General features: G+C 62.2%; 8 protein-coding genes. 3 read left to right on the plus strand and 5 right to left on the minus strand.

The features are described 5' to 3' along the window. Positions 1 to 6,879: peroxidase family protein (locus tag HT585_RS30290; RefSeq protein WP_281410712.1), on the minus strand; the 6,879-nt coding region annotated here is incomplete at its 3' end. A gap of 428 nt (positions 6,880 to 7,307) precedes the next feature. On the opposite strand from HT585_RS30290, the gene HT585_RS30295 reads away from it, so the two are divergent. Beyond that, the gene (locus tag HT585_RS30295) at positions 7,308 to 8,780 is read left to right on the plus strand and encodes a sensor histidine kinase (protein ID WP_176356492.1); all 1,473 of its coding nucleotides are present in this window, start codon (positions 7,308 to 7,310) and stop codon (positions 8,778 to 8,780) included. After that, positions 8,773 to 9,432 (plus strand): response regulator, encoded by a 660-nt coding sequence (locus HT585_RS30300; protein WP_176356493.1) that lies wholly within the window; start codon positions 8,773 to 8,775, stop codon positions 9,430 to 9,432. Before HT585_RS30295 ends, HT585_RS30300 begins: the two co-directional genes overlap by 8 nt. A 224-nt stretch (positions 9,433 to 9,656) precedes the next feature. Here the strand turns inward: HT585_RS30300 and HT585_RS30305 are convergent, their stop codons facing one another. The 4 genes from HT585_RS30305 to HT585_RS30320 all read right to left on the minus strand — a co-directional run bounded on the left by HT585_RS30305 (position 9,657) and on the right by HT585_RS30320 (position 15,385). Then, positions 9,657 to 10,508 carry a ChaN family lipoprotein gene (locus HT585_RS30305; RefSeq protein ID WP_246708013.1) on the minus strand — a complete coding sequence of 284 codons (852 nt, stop codon included), beginning with the start codon at positions 10,506 to 10,508 and terminating at the stop codon, positions 9,657 to 9,659. Positions 10,509 to 10,522: 14 nt separating this feature from the next. Next, a complete protein-coding gene (locus HT585_RS30310) occupies positions 10,523 to 11,257 on the minus strand; it encodes a hypothetical protein (RefSeq protein ID WP_176356494.1) in 735 nt (244 codons plus the stop codon). Positions 11,258 to 11,301: 44 nt separating this feature from the next. Then, entirely contained in the window at positions 11,302 to 13,002 is a 1,701-nt protein-coding gene (locus HT585_RS30315; RefSeq protein WP_176356495.1) for an ABC transporter ATP-binding protein/permease, read from the minus strand. Positions 13,003 to 13,066: 64 nt separating this feature from the next. After that, positions 13,067 to 15,385: a TonB-dependent hemoglobin/transferrin/lactoferrin family receptor gene (locus HT585_RS30320; RefSeq protein ID WP_176356496.1), complete on the minus strand. Its 2,319-nt coding sequence runs from the start codon at positions 15,383 to 15,385 to the stop codon at positions 13,067 to 13,069. A gap of 474 nt (positions 15,386 to 15,859) precedes the next feature. Here HT585_RS30320 and HT585_RS30325 point away from each other — a divergent pair, with 474 nt between their 5' ends. Beyond that, positions 15,860 to 16,351: a hypothetical protein gene (locus tag HT585_RS30325; RefSeq protein ID WP_246708016.1), complete on the plus strand. Its 492-nt coding sequence runs from the start codon at positions 15,860 to 15,862 to the stop codon at positions 16,349 to 16,351. Positions 16,352 to 16,438 lie beyond the last annotated feature (87 nt).

A 16,438-nucleotide genomic window follows, 5' to 3' on the forward strand; every position in this document is an offset into this window, starting at 1 on the left:
CCCATCGCCCGAACCGTCACCGTCGTCGTCGCCATCGTCGTCACCGCCGCCGGCCGTATCATCGTCGTCATCATCGTGGTCGTTCGCTGGAACCAGGGTAGGAGCTGCACCGTGGAAGGTGATCGTGTGCTGACCGCTCGCCAGCGTGGTCGTGCCATTGCCGTTGTCGGTCGCTTGATAGCTTGCCGGATCGGTACCCGCCGGAATCTCCACCACGTCCTGGGCACGAAGTGTGCCGACGATGGTGTCGCGCCCGCCATTCGAGCGGAAGACGATGCGGTGAGCCGAGGTGAGGCTGGAAATGTCGACGATATCATCCCCCGTCGAACCTTCGATAGTGATCGTCGAGTAGTTGAGGCTCGTGCTGTCGAAATTGCCGATGACCTGGATGGTGTCCGTGCCGTTGTTGCCGCCATCGGGCGAACCATTGCCGTTGTTCGCGGTCACGTTCAGATTGCCGACGACGATTTCTTCGATGTTGTCGAGTTCGGCCACAACCGTCTCGACGCCCGCCACCGTGCGGGTGATGACGATTTCGGTCGAAGCGAGGAACGCGGTGTTGAGGCTTGCTGCAAGCCCGCCATTCTGGCCGTTGGTGACGGCATAGATGCGGAACTGCTCTGCGCCCTGGACGCCCGACAGGCGATAGGTGTCGCTGCCGGTTCCACCGTCGACGATGTCTCGGCCCTCGTTGCTGGTCTGGTCGATGATGTCGTCTCCGCCCATTGCGAGGATGACGTCGTTGCCGACACCGGCATTGAAGGTGTTGGCGGTGTCGCTGCCCACCAGGATTTGGCTGCCGTTGCCGCTGGTGATCGGTCCCGCCGTGTCATAGCTAAGCGAGACGTTGGCGTTGTCCGCGTTGCTTCCCGTCGCCGTGTAGGTGAACTGCCCTCCGGAAGTGCCGGTGGTCGGATCGGTGAGCGTCACGGAACCCGGGTTGGTGGCGAGGCTGACGCCCGTGAGGCCATTCGCGTTGGACACTGCCGTCACGTCCAGCGCGCTGTCCGGATCGCTGTCGTTGTAGAGAAATGCCCATTCCGGAATGATGATCGACACGCCGCGCGCCAGGTTCGTGACGATGCTGTCGTCGTTGGCGGCCGTCGGATCCTGAACCGGGGTGACGTTGACCGTAGCGGTCGCGACCGCGCTGTTGCGAATGCCGTCGTTGACCGTCACTGCGATAGACCGCGGTGTCGTGTTGGGATTGTCGGAGGTGTTTTCGAAGCGGACCGCATCCAGCGCCCTCTGGTAGTCCGCTGCCGTGCCGGTGCCTGAAAACTGCAGGACGATTTGGCCATTGGCCGCCGTCTGCTGCACCGAAACGCCTGCCGGGCGGCCGTTGGCGGTCGTGGCCGTCAGGACGTCGCCGGCTGCAGCGTTCGTCAGGACCACCCGTGCCGAGACGATCTGCTCGTTGCTCGCAATTCCGGCGAGGCTCGATATGCCAACAGCCGCTTGGTCCTCGACGAAGGTGCTCGTCCAGCCCGTCGATCCATCGTCGATCGGCCGAGTGAACTGGACGTTGACGTTGTCGATGCGCACCGTCTCGTTGCCGGCGTTGACGCCGCTGAACAAGAAGCGGATCGCGGCAGTGGCGGTAAATGGCCCCGTCAGTGTCAGGCTGGCCGTGCCGTTGTTCGAGGCGTTGTTGAGCGTCTGCAGCGTGGTGAAGTTCGTGCCGTCAGTCGAATACTGCACCTGCAGGGTTTCGCCGTTGTCGAGGTTGGCCTCCTCGTAGCTGAAGCTGAGCGTCGCCGTGCCGTTGCCGACCGTCGACAGGTCGATACCGCGGGTGATCGATGCGCCGGGAGGGGTGGCACCCTGGGCCGCATCCTGTCGGAATTCGAGTTGCCCGGCGTTGATCCTGATCTCGCCCGTCGTTGCTTCATTTCCGACGCGGTCGGTCGCTTCGGCCCAGCCCGTGGTCCAGGGGATGGATCCGTTGGAATTGGCATAGCTCGCCGTTGCGAAGGCATCCCGGTAGTTCTGTGTCTCGAAGGCGTGCAGGTCCACGGTGGGCCCGCGCAGATCGAGCACCCGGTCGGCGAACTGGATGCGCTCGATGTTGAAAAGCCGGTCCGTGCCCTCGGCTTCGAGGTTTCTGCCGGTTTCGGGGTCGACGATGCCGACGGTCGGGTTGAGATGCGAGACGGTGACGCTGCCGTCGCTGTTATAGGTGATTTCGTAGTTCTCGAAGTCGTCGTAGTAGACGGCGGTGTCGACGTCGCCTTCATTGCCGCCGTCGAGAATTTCCCGGACGACCTGCAACTGCTTCGGCTTGATCTCGCCCGAGAACAGCCGTGACTGAATGTCGGCGATCGAGTCGATGCTGAACGGCGTCCAGATCTGGCCGCGGGAAAGATCGGGGGAGACGAGGATGCGGACATTCAGCCACTTGTCGCCGTCGATGATGTCGTTTCCGCCCATGCCGCGGATGATATCGGATCCGCCGCCGCCCAGGATGATGTCCGAGCCGTCCGACGTATCCATGACGCCAAGCAGCATCTCGCCTGCGGGGTTGATCGGGTTGCCGTTGGCATCGAGATTGTGCGGATTGTAGATCTCGAACCGTTGCAGGTGGGCGACGAGGTCGCGCAAGCCGGCGATCCGGTCGACGTTCTTTTCGAGAAGAGCATTGGAGAAGCTCTCGATCGGCGCATCGGGTTCGACCTGCGAGGCGTTGCCGTTCGGATCATAGCCGCCGATCACCACGTCGCGGCCGGTGAGCCGGTCGTCATGATCCCACCCCGACAGACCTTCGACCAGGTCGTAGCGGTCCCGGACGATGTTGTTCTGCTGGTTGACGAAGATGCTGATGTTCATGTTGGCATCGGCGCCATAGTCGTTGTTCTGGAACGACGTCCAGTCGAAGCCGGCCATGCCGTTCGAGCGGTTGATGCCGATGCCCTGCACCATGATGTCGTCGCCGGATTCACCGTCGAAGTCGGTGTCGTTTTCGCCGGCGATCATCACGTCATGGCCGATGATGCGCGAGTTGAAGAACAGTTCGGAGTTGTCGCCGGTCAGCGTCGTCATGTTGCCCTGGGCTTCCATCCAGTCGTCGCCCTCGTTGCCGAGAAGGACCCCGCCGCCCGTGGGCGCCCGGATGAAGTCATTGCCCTCGCCACCGGAAATCGTCTTCTGATCCTCGCCGCCGGTCAGGACGTCTTTGCCGTCGCCACCGAAGATGAGGTCAAGGCCCATGCCGCCGTTGATGATGTCGTCGCCGGCCTCGCCCTTGATCACGTCGGCGGCCCCGATATCAGTGCCGCTGTCGGTGATGATGTCGTCGCCGTCGCCACCATGCAGATGGTCGACACCGAAGCCGCCCTCGATGCGGTCGTCGCCGCCGTCTCCCCAGATCGTGTCGTCGCCGGCACCGCCGATCAGCGTCTCGCCGGTATTGGTGCCGCCGAGGACGACATGCTCGCCGCCGGTAAACCGGAGGTAGTTCGCTGCGCGCACGACCAGCGAGGTCGTGCCGGTGATGGCGGAGATGACGTCGGCGTCACCCGTCGGGTCGGCATTGCCGATCCCGTCGTTGTATTGCCGGGACTGGTTCATCTCGATGATGTAATCGGCCGTCTGGAACGCGGCGCCATTGGTGTGCATGCCCGAATCTTCGGTGTCGGTGTTGCGCCGGATGAGATCGGCGAAACTGTCGCTTTCCAGTTCGTTCAGCAGGTTCTGGCCCTGGGTGCGGCTCAGGTAGTAGAAGCGGTCGCCATTCTGCAGGTTCTGGATCTGCAGCTCGAACACGTAGGTGAAGGTCGAGCCGAGCATGCCGCCGAACGGCATCAGCGCTTCGGCAAGGCCGCCGATCCAGAAGTCGACCTTGTTGAGGCCGGTTTCCCGGGCAGCCCAGCTTCCGGTCGAGTTCAGGTAGTCGAGCCTCGCCTGACGCTCCCCGGCCGTTTCCCCAGCAACGCCGAAGACCAGATCCCAGGCGGCGTCGCGCTTGGCTTCCGCGGTCGTCGCAGCGATGATTGCGTCATGGGTGCCATAGGCGGCAATGAAGTTGACGATCGAGAGCGGGTTCTTGATGTGCTGGGCGAAGTCCGCCCAACTGCTGTACGGCTTGAGATAGGTGTCGTTCGTCTGCTCGTAGATCTGGCGGCGGGCCTCGTTGAGCGAGGGCACGCCGGTTTCCCGGGCGCGCGCCATGTTGAGCGCGGCTAGGTCCAGCGGGAGGCCGACGAGGTTGTTGCGCAGCGCGCTGGTCATGAACTCGTCGATTTCGTTGCCGACCTGTCGCGTCATGCCGCGCAGGATCGCGCCCGAGGCTGCGTGAGCGTCGACGCCGGCGCTGTTGAAGATCACCGGGTTCAGGAATGCATCGATCAGGCCGACTTCTTCAGGGGTTGCCGCATTGTTGCTGAGCTTCAGCATCTCGACGTTCTCGGCGAGCATCGAATGGCCGAAGCGATAGACCACCTGGGCAAATTCCTCGTAGATCACCGCGTCGATCTCAACCGAGTGCGAGAACACGAACGGATCGATCTGCGGCGCAACAGCACGGACGAATTCTTCGAAGACCAGGTGCTGGTAGACCATTTCGGTCGAGAAGCGGGCCGCCTGGAAAAGGCGTTCGCCATCCCAGATCAAGCCAGAAAGATCAGTCGGCAGGCTTGTAACATCGACCAGCAGCCATTCGTTGAGCAGCGCCAGATCGCCTTCGGCCAAAAGCGTGGCCTTGATCTCGTCCACCTGGCGGTTGTGCTCGCTGTGGAAGATCGAGTGGGTCGCCGTCAGCGCAATGTTTTCGTTGCCGCGGCCGTCGCCGACGATGAAGTGGGCGTTGAGCAGCTCGTCGTCATAAGTGAGGTTGAATCCGAACTGGTTGGGAATGATGGGATTTCCGGCCACATTGTCGGCATCCGGCAGCACAGCCACCGGCGCGGTGGCCGGGTTGCGGTCGTGGTCGATCGGTGCGCTCGGCACGGCATTGTGGGCGATGTCGTTGAGGAAGGCGCGGCCTGCGCTCAGGCTGGTCAGGGCATCGAGCGGCACGACAAGATTGCCTTCGACCGGCCCTGCCGTCGTTACCATCAGCGGTAGGCCGTTGGCCCCGCGTACGAACTCGCCATAGAGGTCGGTAACGAGAAGTGGAACGCTGTGGACGTTGAGATCGCTGAGTTCGATGCCGAGCAGCTCTCTTGCCTGCGCCTTGATGTCGGCCCATGTCGGCGGTCCGCCGTTGGCGCCCTCGAGCATCTGGCCGGTCGCCATCGGCTTTCCGCCGACGAGCACGTATTCGCGCAGGAACACCTGGTGCGAGGGGTTGGAGGTATAGACCTGGTTGAGGTCGATCCAGGGCGTGGTTTCGTTGCGATGATCGCGGATGTCATCTGAGGTGCCAACCTGGCCGTCGGCGCCGGCGTGCACGGCGTCGTTGGTCGCACGGGTGAGCACCATGAAGTTGGTCGGGCTGCCCGGCACGTAGAGCGGGTCATCCGGCTGCAGCGGAATGATGACGTTGCCGCTGCCGCCCTTGGAGGTGAGGTCGAGACCGTGATCGAAGAACTGGCCGAAGATCGTCATGAACCCGTTGAAGGAGGCGGTGTCGCCAAGGTCAGCGGCGATGTTCTTGATGAAGACGTTGTCGCCGTCCATCGTCACGCCGTGCGAGGTGACCTCGGTAATCACGGCTGCGTCGGCGGCCGCTGCGGCAGCGACGGCGGCCGCCGTTGCGGCGCCCCCAGTCGGAATGGCATCGCGCGCCTCGATCGCATCGGCAAGGGTGTCGTTTGCCTGTGCAAGGTCGCTGCTTGCGGTGCTCAAGGCTGCGTCGGCATTGGCAAGAGCGGTGGCGGCATCTGCAGCCTCACCCTGGGCAACGCTGACCGCGCTCGACAGCACCTGCTGTTCGGCAATAGCGTCCTGCAGGGCGGAAATCGTCGCAGCATGGGCAGACTGGGCTGACCCGAGGACAGCGACCGCGTCTTCATGGTCTTCGACCGCCTGGGCATGAGCGATCTGTGCATCTTCACGGGCATCGACAGCCGCCGCATAGGCTGCGGCATTGGCAGGGCTCGGGTCATTCTGGAAGGCTGCGAGCGCATTGGATTCCGCCTGCTGAGCAAGGCCCAGATTGGCAAAGGCGATGTTCTTTGCTGCTTCGGCGGCGGCCGCCGCCGCTGCGGCGGATTGGCTGACGACGAGCGCGGCTGCAACAGCGGATTGCGCCGCGGTGACGACGGGCGCTTGTGCATCGCGAGCCGAAACGGCTGACGCCAATGTTGCGTTGGCGGCATCGAGAACTTGCGCCGCGCCAACCTGTCCGGCGGCGGCCGTATCGAAGGCCGACTGCGCCGTCGCCTGCACGGCTTCGGCGTTCGAGACGACAATATTGGCAGCGGCGACAGCGGCGTCTGCATCGGCTGCAGCGTCGGCGACGGCTGCATGCGCAGCCCGCGCCACGGCCTGCAACTGCATGACTTCGCCAATGATCTGCAACGCCTGCGAGCCGGTGATACCGACGGAGGCAAGCGCGCCAGCAATGGCCGCCGGGTTGTTCAGGGATTGATCGGCCACGATGTTGGAGATCATGCGCGGCTGACTGTCGTAGACGGAACCGCTAAGGTCTGCGTAGCTGGTCGGCAGGCCGTTGCGGATGTTGGTTTCTGCGGCCGCATAGTTTGGTGTCAGCAGCCGCGCCATCACCTGGTCCGAAGAACCGAAATGCGTCATGTTCGGCTGGAAGTTGTTGTACGAGCCATCAACCGTGCGCAGGCCGTAGGGAAGCAACGGGCTTGATACGAGCTGTTCGAGCGCTGCCCGGGGGTCGGCGCCGTTCTCGATAGCCGCCGTGTGGGCCTCGGCAATCTTGATCTGTTTCAGGATGAAGTCGAGGTCGTTTCGGTTAAGCTGTACCATTTTACCCTCCGTCGGCCGTAACGCAGCCGCGTCCGCCGGTTTTGCCAAAGTTCCACCGTCCGACGGCAGGCATCGCCTGCAGCTGTCGGCTGCAACATCGTCTGATTGTCCGATCCCTCGATCAGGACCTTCCTGTTGATGCTCAGATGTTCGGAGGAAACGGCGCAGAAAGAAACGTCGCAAAGTCGGGCGAAATTGCCGACGAATGTCGCACCGGCAGTCAGACCACTGTCGGCGCGGCAGGTAGAATAGGACCGCAAGGGATACTGGACTTAGGTCCAGATATAGTCCGACCCAAAGATGTTGTTCGCTGGCGCTCTTTCAATTTATGAAAATACTGCGATCATCATGCAGCAAGGCAGCATATTGAGTTTTGTGCGCGGACAATTTCGACTTCGCGCATGACCCGGAGGAAGGACCGACGCAGTTTGACCGATCTTCTGGGCGGCATAGCAGGCAATACTCCGGCGCAGGAGCGGCACCTTGATCCGGTGGAGAGCGGACGGTGGTCGTCGCCAGGCGTCTGGTTTCACCGCCAGACCTTGTCTGTACAGTTTCTGCTGGCAAGCAGCGTGCTTATCCTTCTTGCCGCGGCGGTCGCCGGCTATCTGATTTCCGAAGAGGTCTCAAAGAGCACAGCCCATGATCGGGCGGCCTCGACAGCACTTTTCATGCAGAGCATCCTGGAGCCGATGGCCCAGGAGCTGGATCAGGCGAAGGAACTGTCGCCGGCGACGCTCGTGAAACTCGACCATCTTTTTGCTGATGAGCAATTCCGCAGCCGCTTTCCCTATTTCGAGCTCTGGCGCCCGGACGGGACGGTGGCCTATTCCACATCCAGGCAGCTGATCGGTCGCCGGTTCAACCCGCCGGCGGGGCTCGTGCGGGCCTTGAGCGGCGAGGTTGCCGCCGATTATGCCGACCTGAGCGCCGGCGAGCACACGCTTCGCCATTTCAGCACGCGCTACCTGGAAATCTACAGCCCGGTGCGTCGAGCCGACAGTGCGGCGATCGTCGCGGTTGCCGAGGTGCATGAGGATACCGAGCTTCTGCACCAGGAAATCTTCGAGGTGCGGCTCAGCAGCTGGATCATCGTCGCTGGTGCCTCCGCCCTGATCATGCTTGGACTGTTCGGCATCGTGCATCGCGGCAGTGCAACGATCGAGCGGCAACGCCAGAAACTTCAACAGCGCGCCGACGAGGCAGAGCGGGTGTCGGAAGAAATCCGTATGCTGCGAGACCGGGCGCGCCTGGCTTCTCTGCGACTGACAGATTTCAACGAGAAGCTGACCCGCGGCATCGGCGCCGATCTTCACGACGGACCGGCACAGCTCATCGGCTTTGCCGTCCTGCAGATCGAACCGGCGCGCCGCGCCAAAACCAAGGGAGAGCGGGAGCAATCGCTGGAAGCGATCGGCCGGACCCTGGAGGAGGCACTTCGCGAAATCCGCATGATCGCCCGTTCGCTGCTTTTGCCCGACATCGACAGGCTCAACCTGGAGCAGGTGGTCGCGCGCGCCGTCAAGCTGCACGAAGCGCGCACGGCCACGACCGTGCTCGTCGAGACGGCTGGCGCGCGCATCGCCCTTCCAACCGTCATCAAGACCTGCGCCTATCGCTTCGTCCAGGAGGGGCTCAACAACGCCCACCGTCATGCCTCCGGCAACGATCAACAGGTGACCTGTCGCATCGATGACGCGATCTTGACGCTTAGCGTGCGTGACGGCGGAAGGCGCCCGGGCGACCCTGCCCCACAAGGCACAAGCGACGGCGGGCTTGGCATTCACGGTCTGCGCCAGCGGGTCGAAAGCCTCGGCGGCACGCTCGAGTTCGAGCCAGGGCCGGCGGGAGCGGTATTGACGATGACGCTCGATCTTGGAGGGGGCATGCTTGATGAGTGAAACGACCTCGGTCATCGTTGTCGACGACCATTCGCTGTTTCGTATGGGCGTGCTGCAGGCGCTCCAGCTGGAGGAAGGTCTTTCGGTAATCGGCGAAGGGGGCTCGAAGGCGGAAGCGCTCGGTCTTGTCGAAAGCTTGTCGCCCGATGTGGCCTTGCTCGACATCTCCATGCCGGGCAACGGCATCGAGGCCGCGCGCGATATTACCAGCCGGTGGCCCGACACCAAGGTCGTGATGTTGACCGTCTCGGAGGAGGACGACGACGTGCTCGAGGCGCTGGACGCCGGAGCCGCCGGCTATGTCTTGAAGGGCACGCCGGCACCGGAACTGGTCGCGGCCATCGTCGCGGTTGCCGAGGGACGGTCCTATATGTCCCCCAATCTCGGCATGCGGCTTTTCGGTGTTATTCGCAACAGAACCGAGGAGCACAAGGCCGGCAAGCTGATCGATGCGCTTTCGCCCAAGGAGGAGATCGTCTTCCGTCTGCTCGGTCGCGGCTATACCAATCGCGCGATTGCCGAAGAAATGGGTGTCCAGATCAAGACGGTCAAGTTCCATGTCAGCCGGCTGCTGGTAAAGCTCGGAACGAAGAACCGGGTCGAAGCCGCCCTGATGGCGCAGCGGCATTTGAGCAATCCGGCAAAGCAGTGACGGCGTTCGAGCGGGTTGTCTGTTCGGCCTTTTGCCACGTTCGAACTGTGGCACATGCTGCGGCCCAGCGGCTGCAGCGTACCGGTTCGATTTCGCTGCCTGGGTTTCATGGGTCAAACCGCAATGCAGGACATAGTGAACCGCGCCGACAGCCTTAGCGACTTCGAGCGACACCCGGGTGCAACTGTTGGACGACAGGGAAACCCGACGGCAAGGTGGAAGCGTTACACCTCGTCGCGATTGCGCTTTGCCACCGCGTGCTCGATTGGCGGCAGCCGGTACATGGCCGCCGCTATGTCGCGCTGCGCGGCCACTATCTGCTCGTGATCGCTGGGCAGAAGCACGGCAACGTCGGTGATACCGAGATCGGCCAGTTGATAGGGCGTGCCATGACCATACTCCAGGTGGCCGCGGCCGATGATGCCGACGACGAGCGGCCCGCCTTCACCATGCGCCTCGGCAATATTGCAGGCAAAGGCGCGGTCCCAGGTCTGCTGCGCCCGCACGAAGCGGTCGAAGGCCGGGTCCTCAGCCGAGGTGGCTTTTCTCGCCGGCGATCCGCCGCCGGTGATATCGAACAGATATTGCCGGTAGGCTGATGTCGCAGGCTTTGCCGGCGTAACGCCGTCACGGTCTTCCGGCGCGATCGCCTCCCACCCGAGCTTGCCCACCTCTGTCACCAGCGGCCGCCGGCAGTTCAATGCCTTCATCGGAATCTTGAATTGCCGGCAGAAATCGAAGATCGGCATGTAGAGATCAGCCGGAAATCCCCAGACGGTTTGCCAGCCAACCTTTTCAAGAAATGCCTCATTGTCGAGATCTCCCGCGCCCCAGGCGTCAAGGACGGGCTGGGTGGCACGCGGAAACATCTCGAAACCGACGACGAGGTTGGTATTGTGGGCGTAGAGGCCGGCCGTGACGTGAAGCTGCCAGCGATGGATGTCGTAACGGTCGTGCGTTTCGCCGAGAAGCACCGCCTGTTTGCTGGACAAACGGTTCATCAGGTCGTCGTGGCAGATTTCCTTGCCAGTCGAGGACACGATCCATGTGCCCGGCTTGTGTTCGATTGCAGTCAACGCCGTATCCTCGATCAGTTGGCCGGGCGAAACGCCGCAGCGGTCTTGGCGCGAAGGGTGAGCCCGGTGGGGCGCTCGTCCTTGCTGTATGCGACAAGCACCGCCTCGTCTTCTGTCGCCTCTTCCTGCCAACGCGAGACGGTGCCGCCGAGCAGATGAAGATGGAAGTCAGAGGTCATCACGTTGATAAAGCCCATGGCGGGGCTGACCTTCTCGACGACGCCGCTCCAGCGCTGCGAGAAGCCCAGTTGATCGAAGGCAATGATGATGGTCGCGGCCGAGGCGAGGGCTGCATTGAGCGGTGTCAGGCCCGGATCATCCGTTGAGACCTCGGCCCGCTCGTTTCTTTCCGCTTTTGGCCGCTCGACCGGGTCGACCTCGGTCGAAAGACCCGCAAGTGCTGCCTCGAACGGTTCGAGACCGCCGAAGCCGACGACGCTGAAAACGGGCACGCCATCGGCACCGTTGAAATCGATACGCGGATAGACCTGATCCTGCATGACGCTCGACGTGTCGATGACGACAGCCGAAACGAGCCGCGGATCGAGGCGGCTGTCATGGTCCTTGCCGCGACAGACAAGGAAGGCGCCGTCCTCTTCGACATGCTCGACCGGGCCGATGCGTTCGTGGGTGACGCCATTGCGCTTGCCGATGATCATCAGCTTGCCGATATCGGGCAGTCTTCGCACGACCGTATCAGGTGTTTCGAGAACGAAGCGGCGGCGGGTTGCGGAAGCAGGCTCTGTCATGTGTTGTCTCGCGGTTGCAGAAGGGAACAGGATAGGTGGTGCCGCTAGGCGGCTGCCAAGGCTTGTGTCGTCGTCACATCGACGGCTCGGATGTCGAAAAGTGTCTGCGGCGCGCGATGGGCGATCAGGATCAGTGCGGTTTGAGGCAGACGGTGCCGGACGAGTGACAGGAGTTTCGCCTCGGCCGCAGGATCGAGGGCGCTGGTCGCTTCGTCAAGGATCGCCCAGCGCGGCGCGTGTAACAGCAGGCGGGCGATCGCCAGCCGCTGCAGCTCTCCGCCGGACAGCCCTTCGGTCGCTTCGAGACCGGCAGCCCCGTTATCGACCACACGCTGCTCCAGTCCGACATCGCAAAGCGCAGCGCGGATCTGCTCCTCGCCGAAACGTTCGACCGTCGATGGATAGGCGGTCGCTTCGACCAGCGTGCCGAGTGGCAGGTAAGGCTTCTGCGGCAGGAACATCCAGCCTTCCCGCGGACGCCTGATCTCACCGGTGCCGTGTGGCCAGAGACCGGCAACGGCTTTCATCAAGGTGGTCTTTCCGATGCCGGACGGACCGCGCAGCCAGACGGACTCGCCGGGACTCACAGTCAGGTTCTCGATTGCCAGAAGGCTGCGGCCATCGGGCGTATCCAGAAGAAGGGCGTTCAGACGGAAGACATCGCTTCGTTCCAGGCGCTGAATGCTGGCGTCAGGGCCGGTGCTTGCGGTTGCCGACTGCATGAAAGCATCCAGGCGCGAGGCGGTGGCGACGAGATCGGCAAGGTCGCGATAGGAGAAGATAAACCAGGAAAGTGTCGTGACCACCTGGGAGAAGGCCGTGCTCAACTGCATGAGGCCGCCGAAGGCGACATGGCCTGCGAGATAGCCCGGCAAGGCGATGAAGAGCGGTATCCTCAGGACGGAGTGGTTGAACGGATAGGTGAAGCCGCCGAGGATCAATTCGCGGGTAATCAGCTTTCTCCAGTTCGCGGCAAGTGCGTCGAAGCGCGAACGGAATATCCGCTTCTCGGCGTCTTCTCCGTTCGAGAGCGCGACCTCGTCAAAACTTGTGCGCCACCTGGCCATCGCATAGCGGAAGTCGGCCTCGCGGTGTTGCTGCTCGGAGAAAAGGCGCTTGAGCGGCCGGCCGAGCAGGTGCGTCAACCCGCTGCAAACAGCGACATAGAGAAACGCGGCCCAGACCATGTAATGCGGTATTTCGAGGTCGATACCGACGAATGCAAGCGACAGCGGAAAGTTGGAGAGGCTCCAGAGAATGGCGACGAAGGAAACAAGGCCGACGACGCGGGAGATAAGGTCGAGGGTCTCGCTGAGCATGCCGCTGACGAACAGTCGGCAATCCTCGGCGATACGCTGATCAGGGTTGTCTATTCTGTCGGTCTTGGCCTGGGCAAGATGCCAGAAGGCCTTGTTGGCTGTCCAACGGTCGATGGCGATATCCGTCAATGTCCGGCGCCAGCGGATCTCGAGAACCTTGCGCAGATATTCTGCCAACAGATGCCGGGCCGAATTCAAGGCGATGATGACGGCAAAGATGCCGATCTGTCTGAGGACTTCGGGTCCGTTGACCTTTTCGAGCGCGGAATAAAAGGCGCCGGTCCATTCGACCAGGCGCACGCTGGCATAGACGCTACCGAGCGTCAGCGCGGTAATCAGCAGGAACAGCAAAAGATTGGCCCTTCCGCCCGGTGAGCGGACACAGAGGCCGATGAGGCGCTGGAATTGACCGGCGATCTTGAACATTCTGCGCTCCTGCCTTGGGAATGGAGGCATGCGCGGCGGTTGCCGCGCATGCCGGGCTCATCGATCAGAAGCGCACCGTCGCGCCGAGCTTGAAAACGCGCCCCGGAGCGGTCTGCAGCTCGAGCGGATTGACATTGGCTGTGGCGACGGATGGGGCGATACGATCGTAGCCGGTGAGCGTGTTGGGGAAGTAGCGGCGATCGAAGATGTTCTCGATACCGGCGGTCAACTCGACATTTTCCCTTGGCGTCCATTTCGCATAGGCATCGAAGACGGCGTAGCCTGGAACCAGGTAATCGGCAGGATCGCTGTTCTGCGTGCGTCCCGCCGCGAACGTACCGAAGACCTCGAACTGAAGGCCGTAGTCCGGCAGTTCATGCTTGAGGCCGAGGACGGCGGTGAGCGGCGTGGCCCCATCGAAGGCGGTGGCTGCCGCCCCGGCGGAAGTGCGCTGGCGCCCCTTCGTCCACGTGATGTTCGCCGATGCTGTCGTGTAGTCGAGAACTTCGTATTCGCCGCCGAATTCGATCCCCCACAACGCCACGTCTTCGACGTTGTTGGAGGTGTAGCCCACGACCGGGACGCCTCCAGGGCCAACCAGCGTGACCGGTTGCAGGCTGCGGATGAAGTTCGTGTAGTCGGCGTAGAAGGTTGCCACGGTGAAATAGCCGCGATCCAGTTCGCCGCGGAAGCCGATTTCATAACTGTCGACCGATTCCGGCTTCAGGTTGGGGTTCGGCACGAGCGAACTGCCGGTGAATGGGTCGGTGCTCGACTGGAAGAGCTGCGCCGACGTCGGCATCTTGAAGCCCTCGCCATAGGAGGCATAGGCGGAATAGGTGTCGTCGAACTTGTAGACGGCGCCGACGCGTTTCAGCAGCTCGGTATTTTCCTGCTTTTGCGGGCGGAAACCCGGCAGCCCCGGATAGCTGGCATCACCCGTCGGATCGATCGAGTAGTAGGCAAGGCGCACGCCGGGATTGACCGTCAGGCGGCCATCCAGGAACTCGATATTGTCTTCGAGATAGAAGTCGGCACGCTCGGTGTCGACGCGAGGGAAGCTGAAGCCCTGGTTGATCGCCGTGGTCGTTGTGCCGGTCAGCGAGTTGTAGGTACTGTTGATACCGGCGTAGTCACCCTTGGTTCGGTCGCCGTCAAAGCCGTAGGTCAACGTGTGGTGCGTGGATCCCAGATCGAAGGACGACTGCAGCTGGATATCCGCTTCGAGGAAGTCCTCGCTGTAGTTGCGGTACTGGTCATGCAGCTGGACGCGATTGGAGTAGACCCGGCGCTGTCGGCTGTCGGTCTCGCGCTTCTGCGGCGACCATGTGAGGTTCCAGTTGATGCTGTCGAGCCACGCTGCCCCGACCTGCCAATCATGTTCGAGCGAAATGCGCTTGCGGCTCATTTCCAGATCGCGAACGTAGGGATCGTTCACATAGGCCGTCGTAGACGGAATGCCCGTGGTGGAGGCCGACATGTCATAGAGTTGCAGCACTCGCGTGTCGCGGCCGAAAAGCTCACCGGTCAGCTTGAACGTATGCTGGGCGTCCGGTGTCCAGACAACCTTGGCAAGCGCGTTGTCCACGTCGGTGTCGGCAGGGAACAGGCGGTCGCAACCGATGGTGAGGCGCGAGCAACCCCAGATGCCGCCGTCGGCGCGCGCCTTTCTGAGTTCTGCTTCGCTCGAAGACACCTGGCCGTAGCTGCCAAGAACTTCTACGTCGCCGAAGTCGTAGGCAGCGGTGACCTGCTTGCGCCAACTGTTGTCGAGGCTGTCATAGCCGGTCCTGACCTCCACGGCCCAGGGCTTGGTCGGGTCGGTCAAAAGATCCGACGGATCGAGCGTCTGGAACATGACGGCACCGCCAAGCGCATCGGCGCCCCACAGCACCGAGTTCGGTCCGCGGACGATCTCCACGGATTTGAAATTGCTCATGTCGAAGAAATCGCGGCTGCCGTCGATGATTCCCTCCTGCACGCGGGAGCCATCGACCGTCAATAACACCCGGTTCCCGCCCATGCCGCGGATGGTGAAGCTGTTGAGCTGGCCCCATGGATTGGTGATCGAGGTGGTGCGGTTGACGCTGATACCAGGCTCATGGCGAACCAGGTCCTGGATGTCGCGGACGTTATGATCGGTGATCTCCTCGCGGGTGATGACCAAAATCGATTGCGGCACGTCGAGGACCTTTTTTGCGCCGCGCGTCGAGGTGACGACGATGCGCTCCAGCGGCGTTTCTTCCTGCACGCGCCGGGCGGTTTTGTCCTGCGCCTGGGTGTGCACCGGCAGCGCCAATGCCAGGGCGGTGACGCCGGTCAACAGCGCCCGGCGGTGCTTGCTCGCCAGCGTGTGAAGTTCGAATGTTGCTGCAGTCCCCATGCCCGACCCCTCGAGAATTGAATAAAATCAATGCGAGGCCTTGTATTGAAACATGAGTAAAAGAATCAAGTTAAAATATTGCATGTCCCGTTTTGTCGCACCTCACGTCGCATTTCGACCAACGGCAACCGGCGCCAGCAGGCATCGACATAACGTCGGCCGGCGAGTTCGAAATGGTGGCAAACTAAGGGCGCACGCCTGTTCGTGCGGGCAGATTCGGATGGCTCGCGAACGAAGCCGTCAAAGGCAGCGTCCTCATCAGCTGCGACGGTTTGACCCGTGGGAACGAGGGCAGCAAGGCTTAGGAATGTTGTGATCTTGCAGGACGGCCGGTTGAATCCTTGGCGGCGTTGGATCATGCCTGCAACTCCCGATCGAGGAGCGCCCCGTACGCGGAGGCCCTCCCATCACCGGCCAATTGGAGTTGTCAGTTTGTTTTCAAGAATTTTCCTGCCGGCAGCCGCCGTCGTCACCCTGCTGAGCCCGGCTGCAGCCTTCGCATCCGGAAACGCTCCGGCCTTTTATGATGGCGCCCTTTGCAAGCCACCCTACACGATGCAATCGGCAACCGAACTCTATGACGCCGCCGAGAAGCTGGCGAAACCCGACACATCGTTGCTGACGGCCTATGTCTACAAACTGCCGTCCGACATCGGGCAGGACGGTTTCAAGACCCATGAGGTTGTCTTTGCCGGGAGCTCCGTCGGCGTCCTGATCGAAGGCGCGCGTGCAGATGAACTGGCGGCTCGCTACCAGCTCGAGCCTGAAAAAAGCAGCATTCTCGGCACGTCCACCAAGGGCTATGCGCGGGTTCTGCCCGATGCCGAGCAGCCGACGGCGGACATGGGTATCGTTTCGGTCATCGCGCGTGAAAGTGATGCCATTCCGGGCAAGACCTTGCTTGCATGCGAGTTCGTATCGCATGTGGATCGGGAAGCGCTCAAGGGCCTTGAAGGCGGCAACTAGAGCGCCGTGCGTTCGGAGCAACGCCCCAAGAATGCTGTCGTGCTTTGATTCCGAAGCACCTTTTCTGCCTTCTATGGTTCCGCTTGA

It is taken from the genome of Ensifer oleiphilus, from assembly GCF_013371465.1.
GTDB classification, from domain to species: Bacteria; Pseudomonadota; Alphaproteobacteria; order Rhizobiales; family Rhizobiaceae; genus Ensifer; species Ensifer oleiphilus.

Excerpts from the sequence above, each read along its gene's own strand:
- HT585_RS30300 (WP_176356493.1), top strand. The coding sequence starts at position 8,773 with ATGAGTGAAACGACCTCGGTCATCGTTGTCGACGACCATTCGCTGTTT.
- HT585_RS30310 (WP_176356494.1), bottom strand. The coding sequence starts at position 11,257 with ATGACAGAGCCTGCTTCCGCAACCCGCCGCCGCTTCGTTCTCGAAACA.
- HT585_RS30315 (WP_176356495.1), bottom strand. The coding sequence starts at position 13,002 with ATGTTCAAGATCGCCGGTCAATTCCAGCGCCTCATCGGCCTCTGTGTC.
- HT585_RS30320 (WP_176356496.1), bottom strand. The coding sequence starts at position 15,385 with ATGGGGACTGCAGCAACATTCGAACTTCACACGCTGGCGAGCAAGCAC.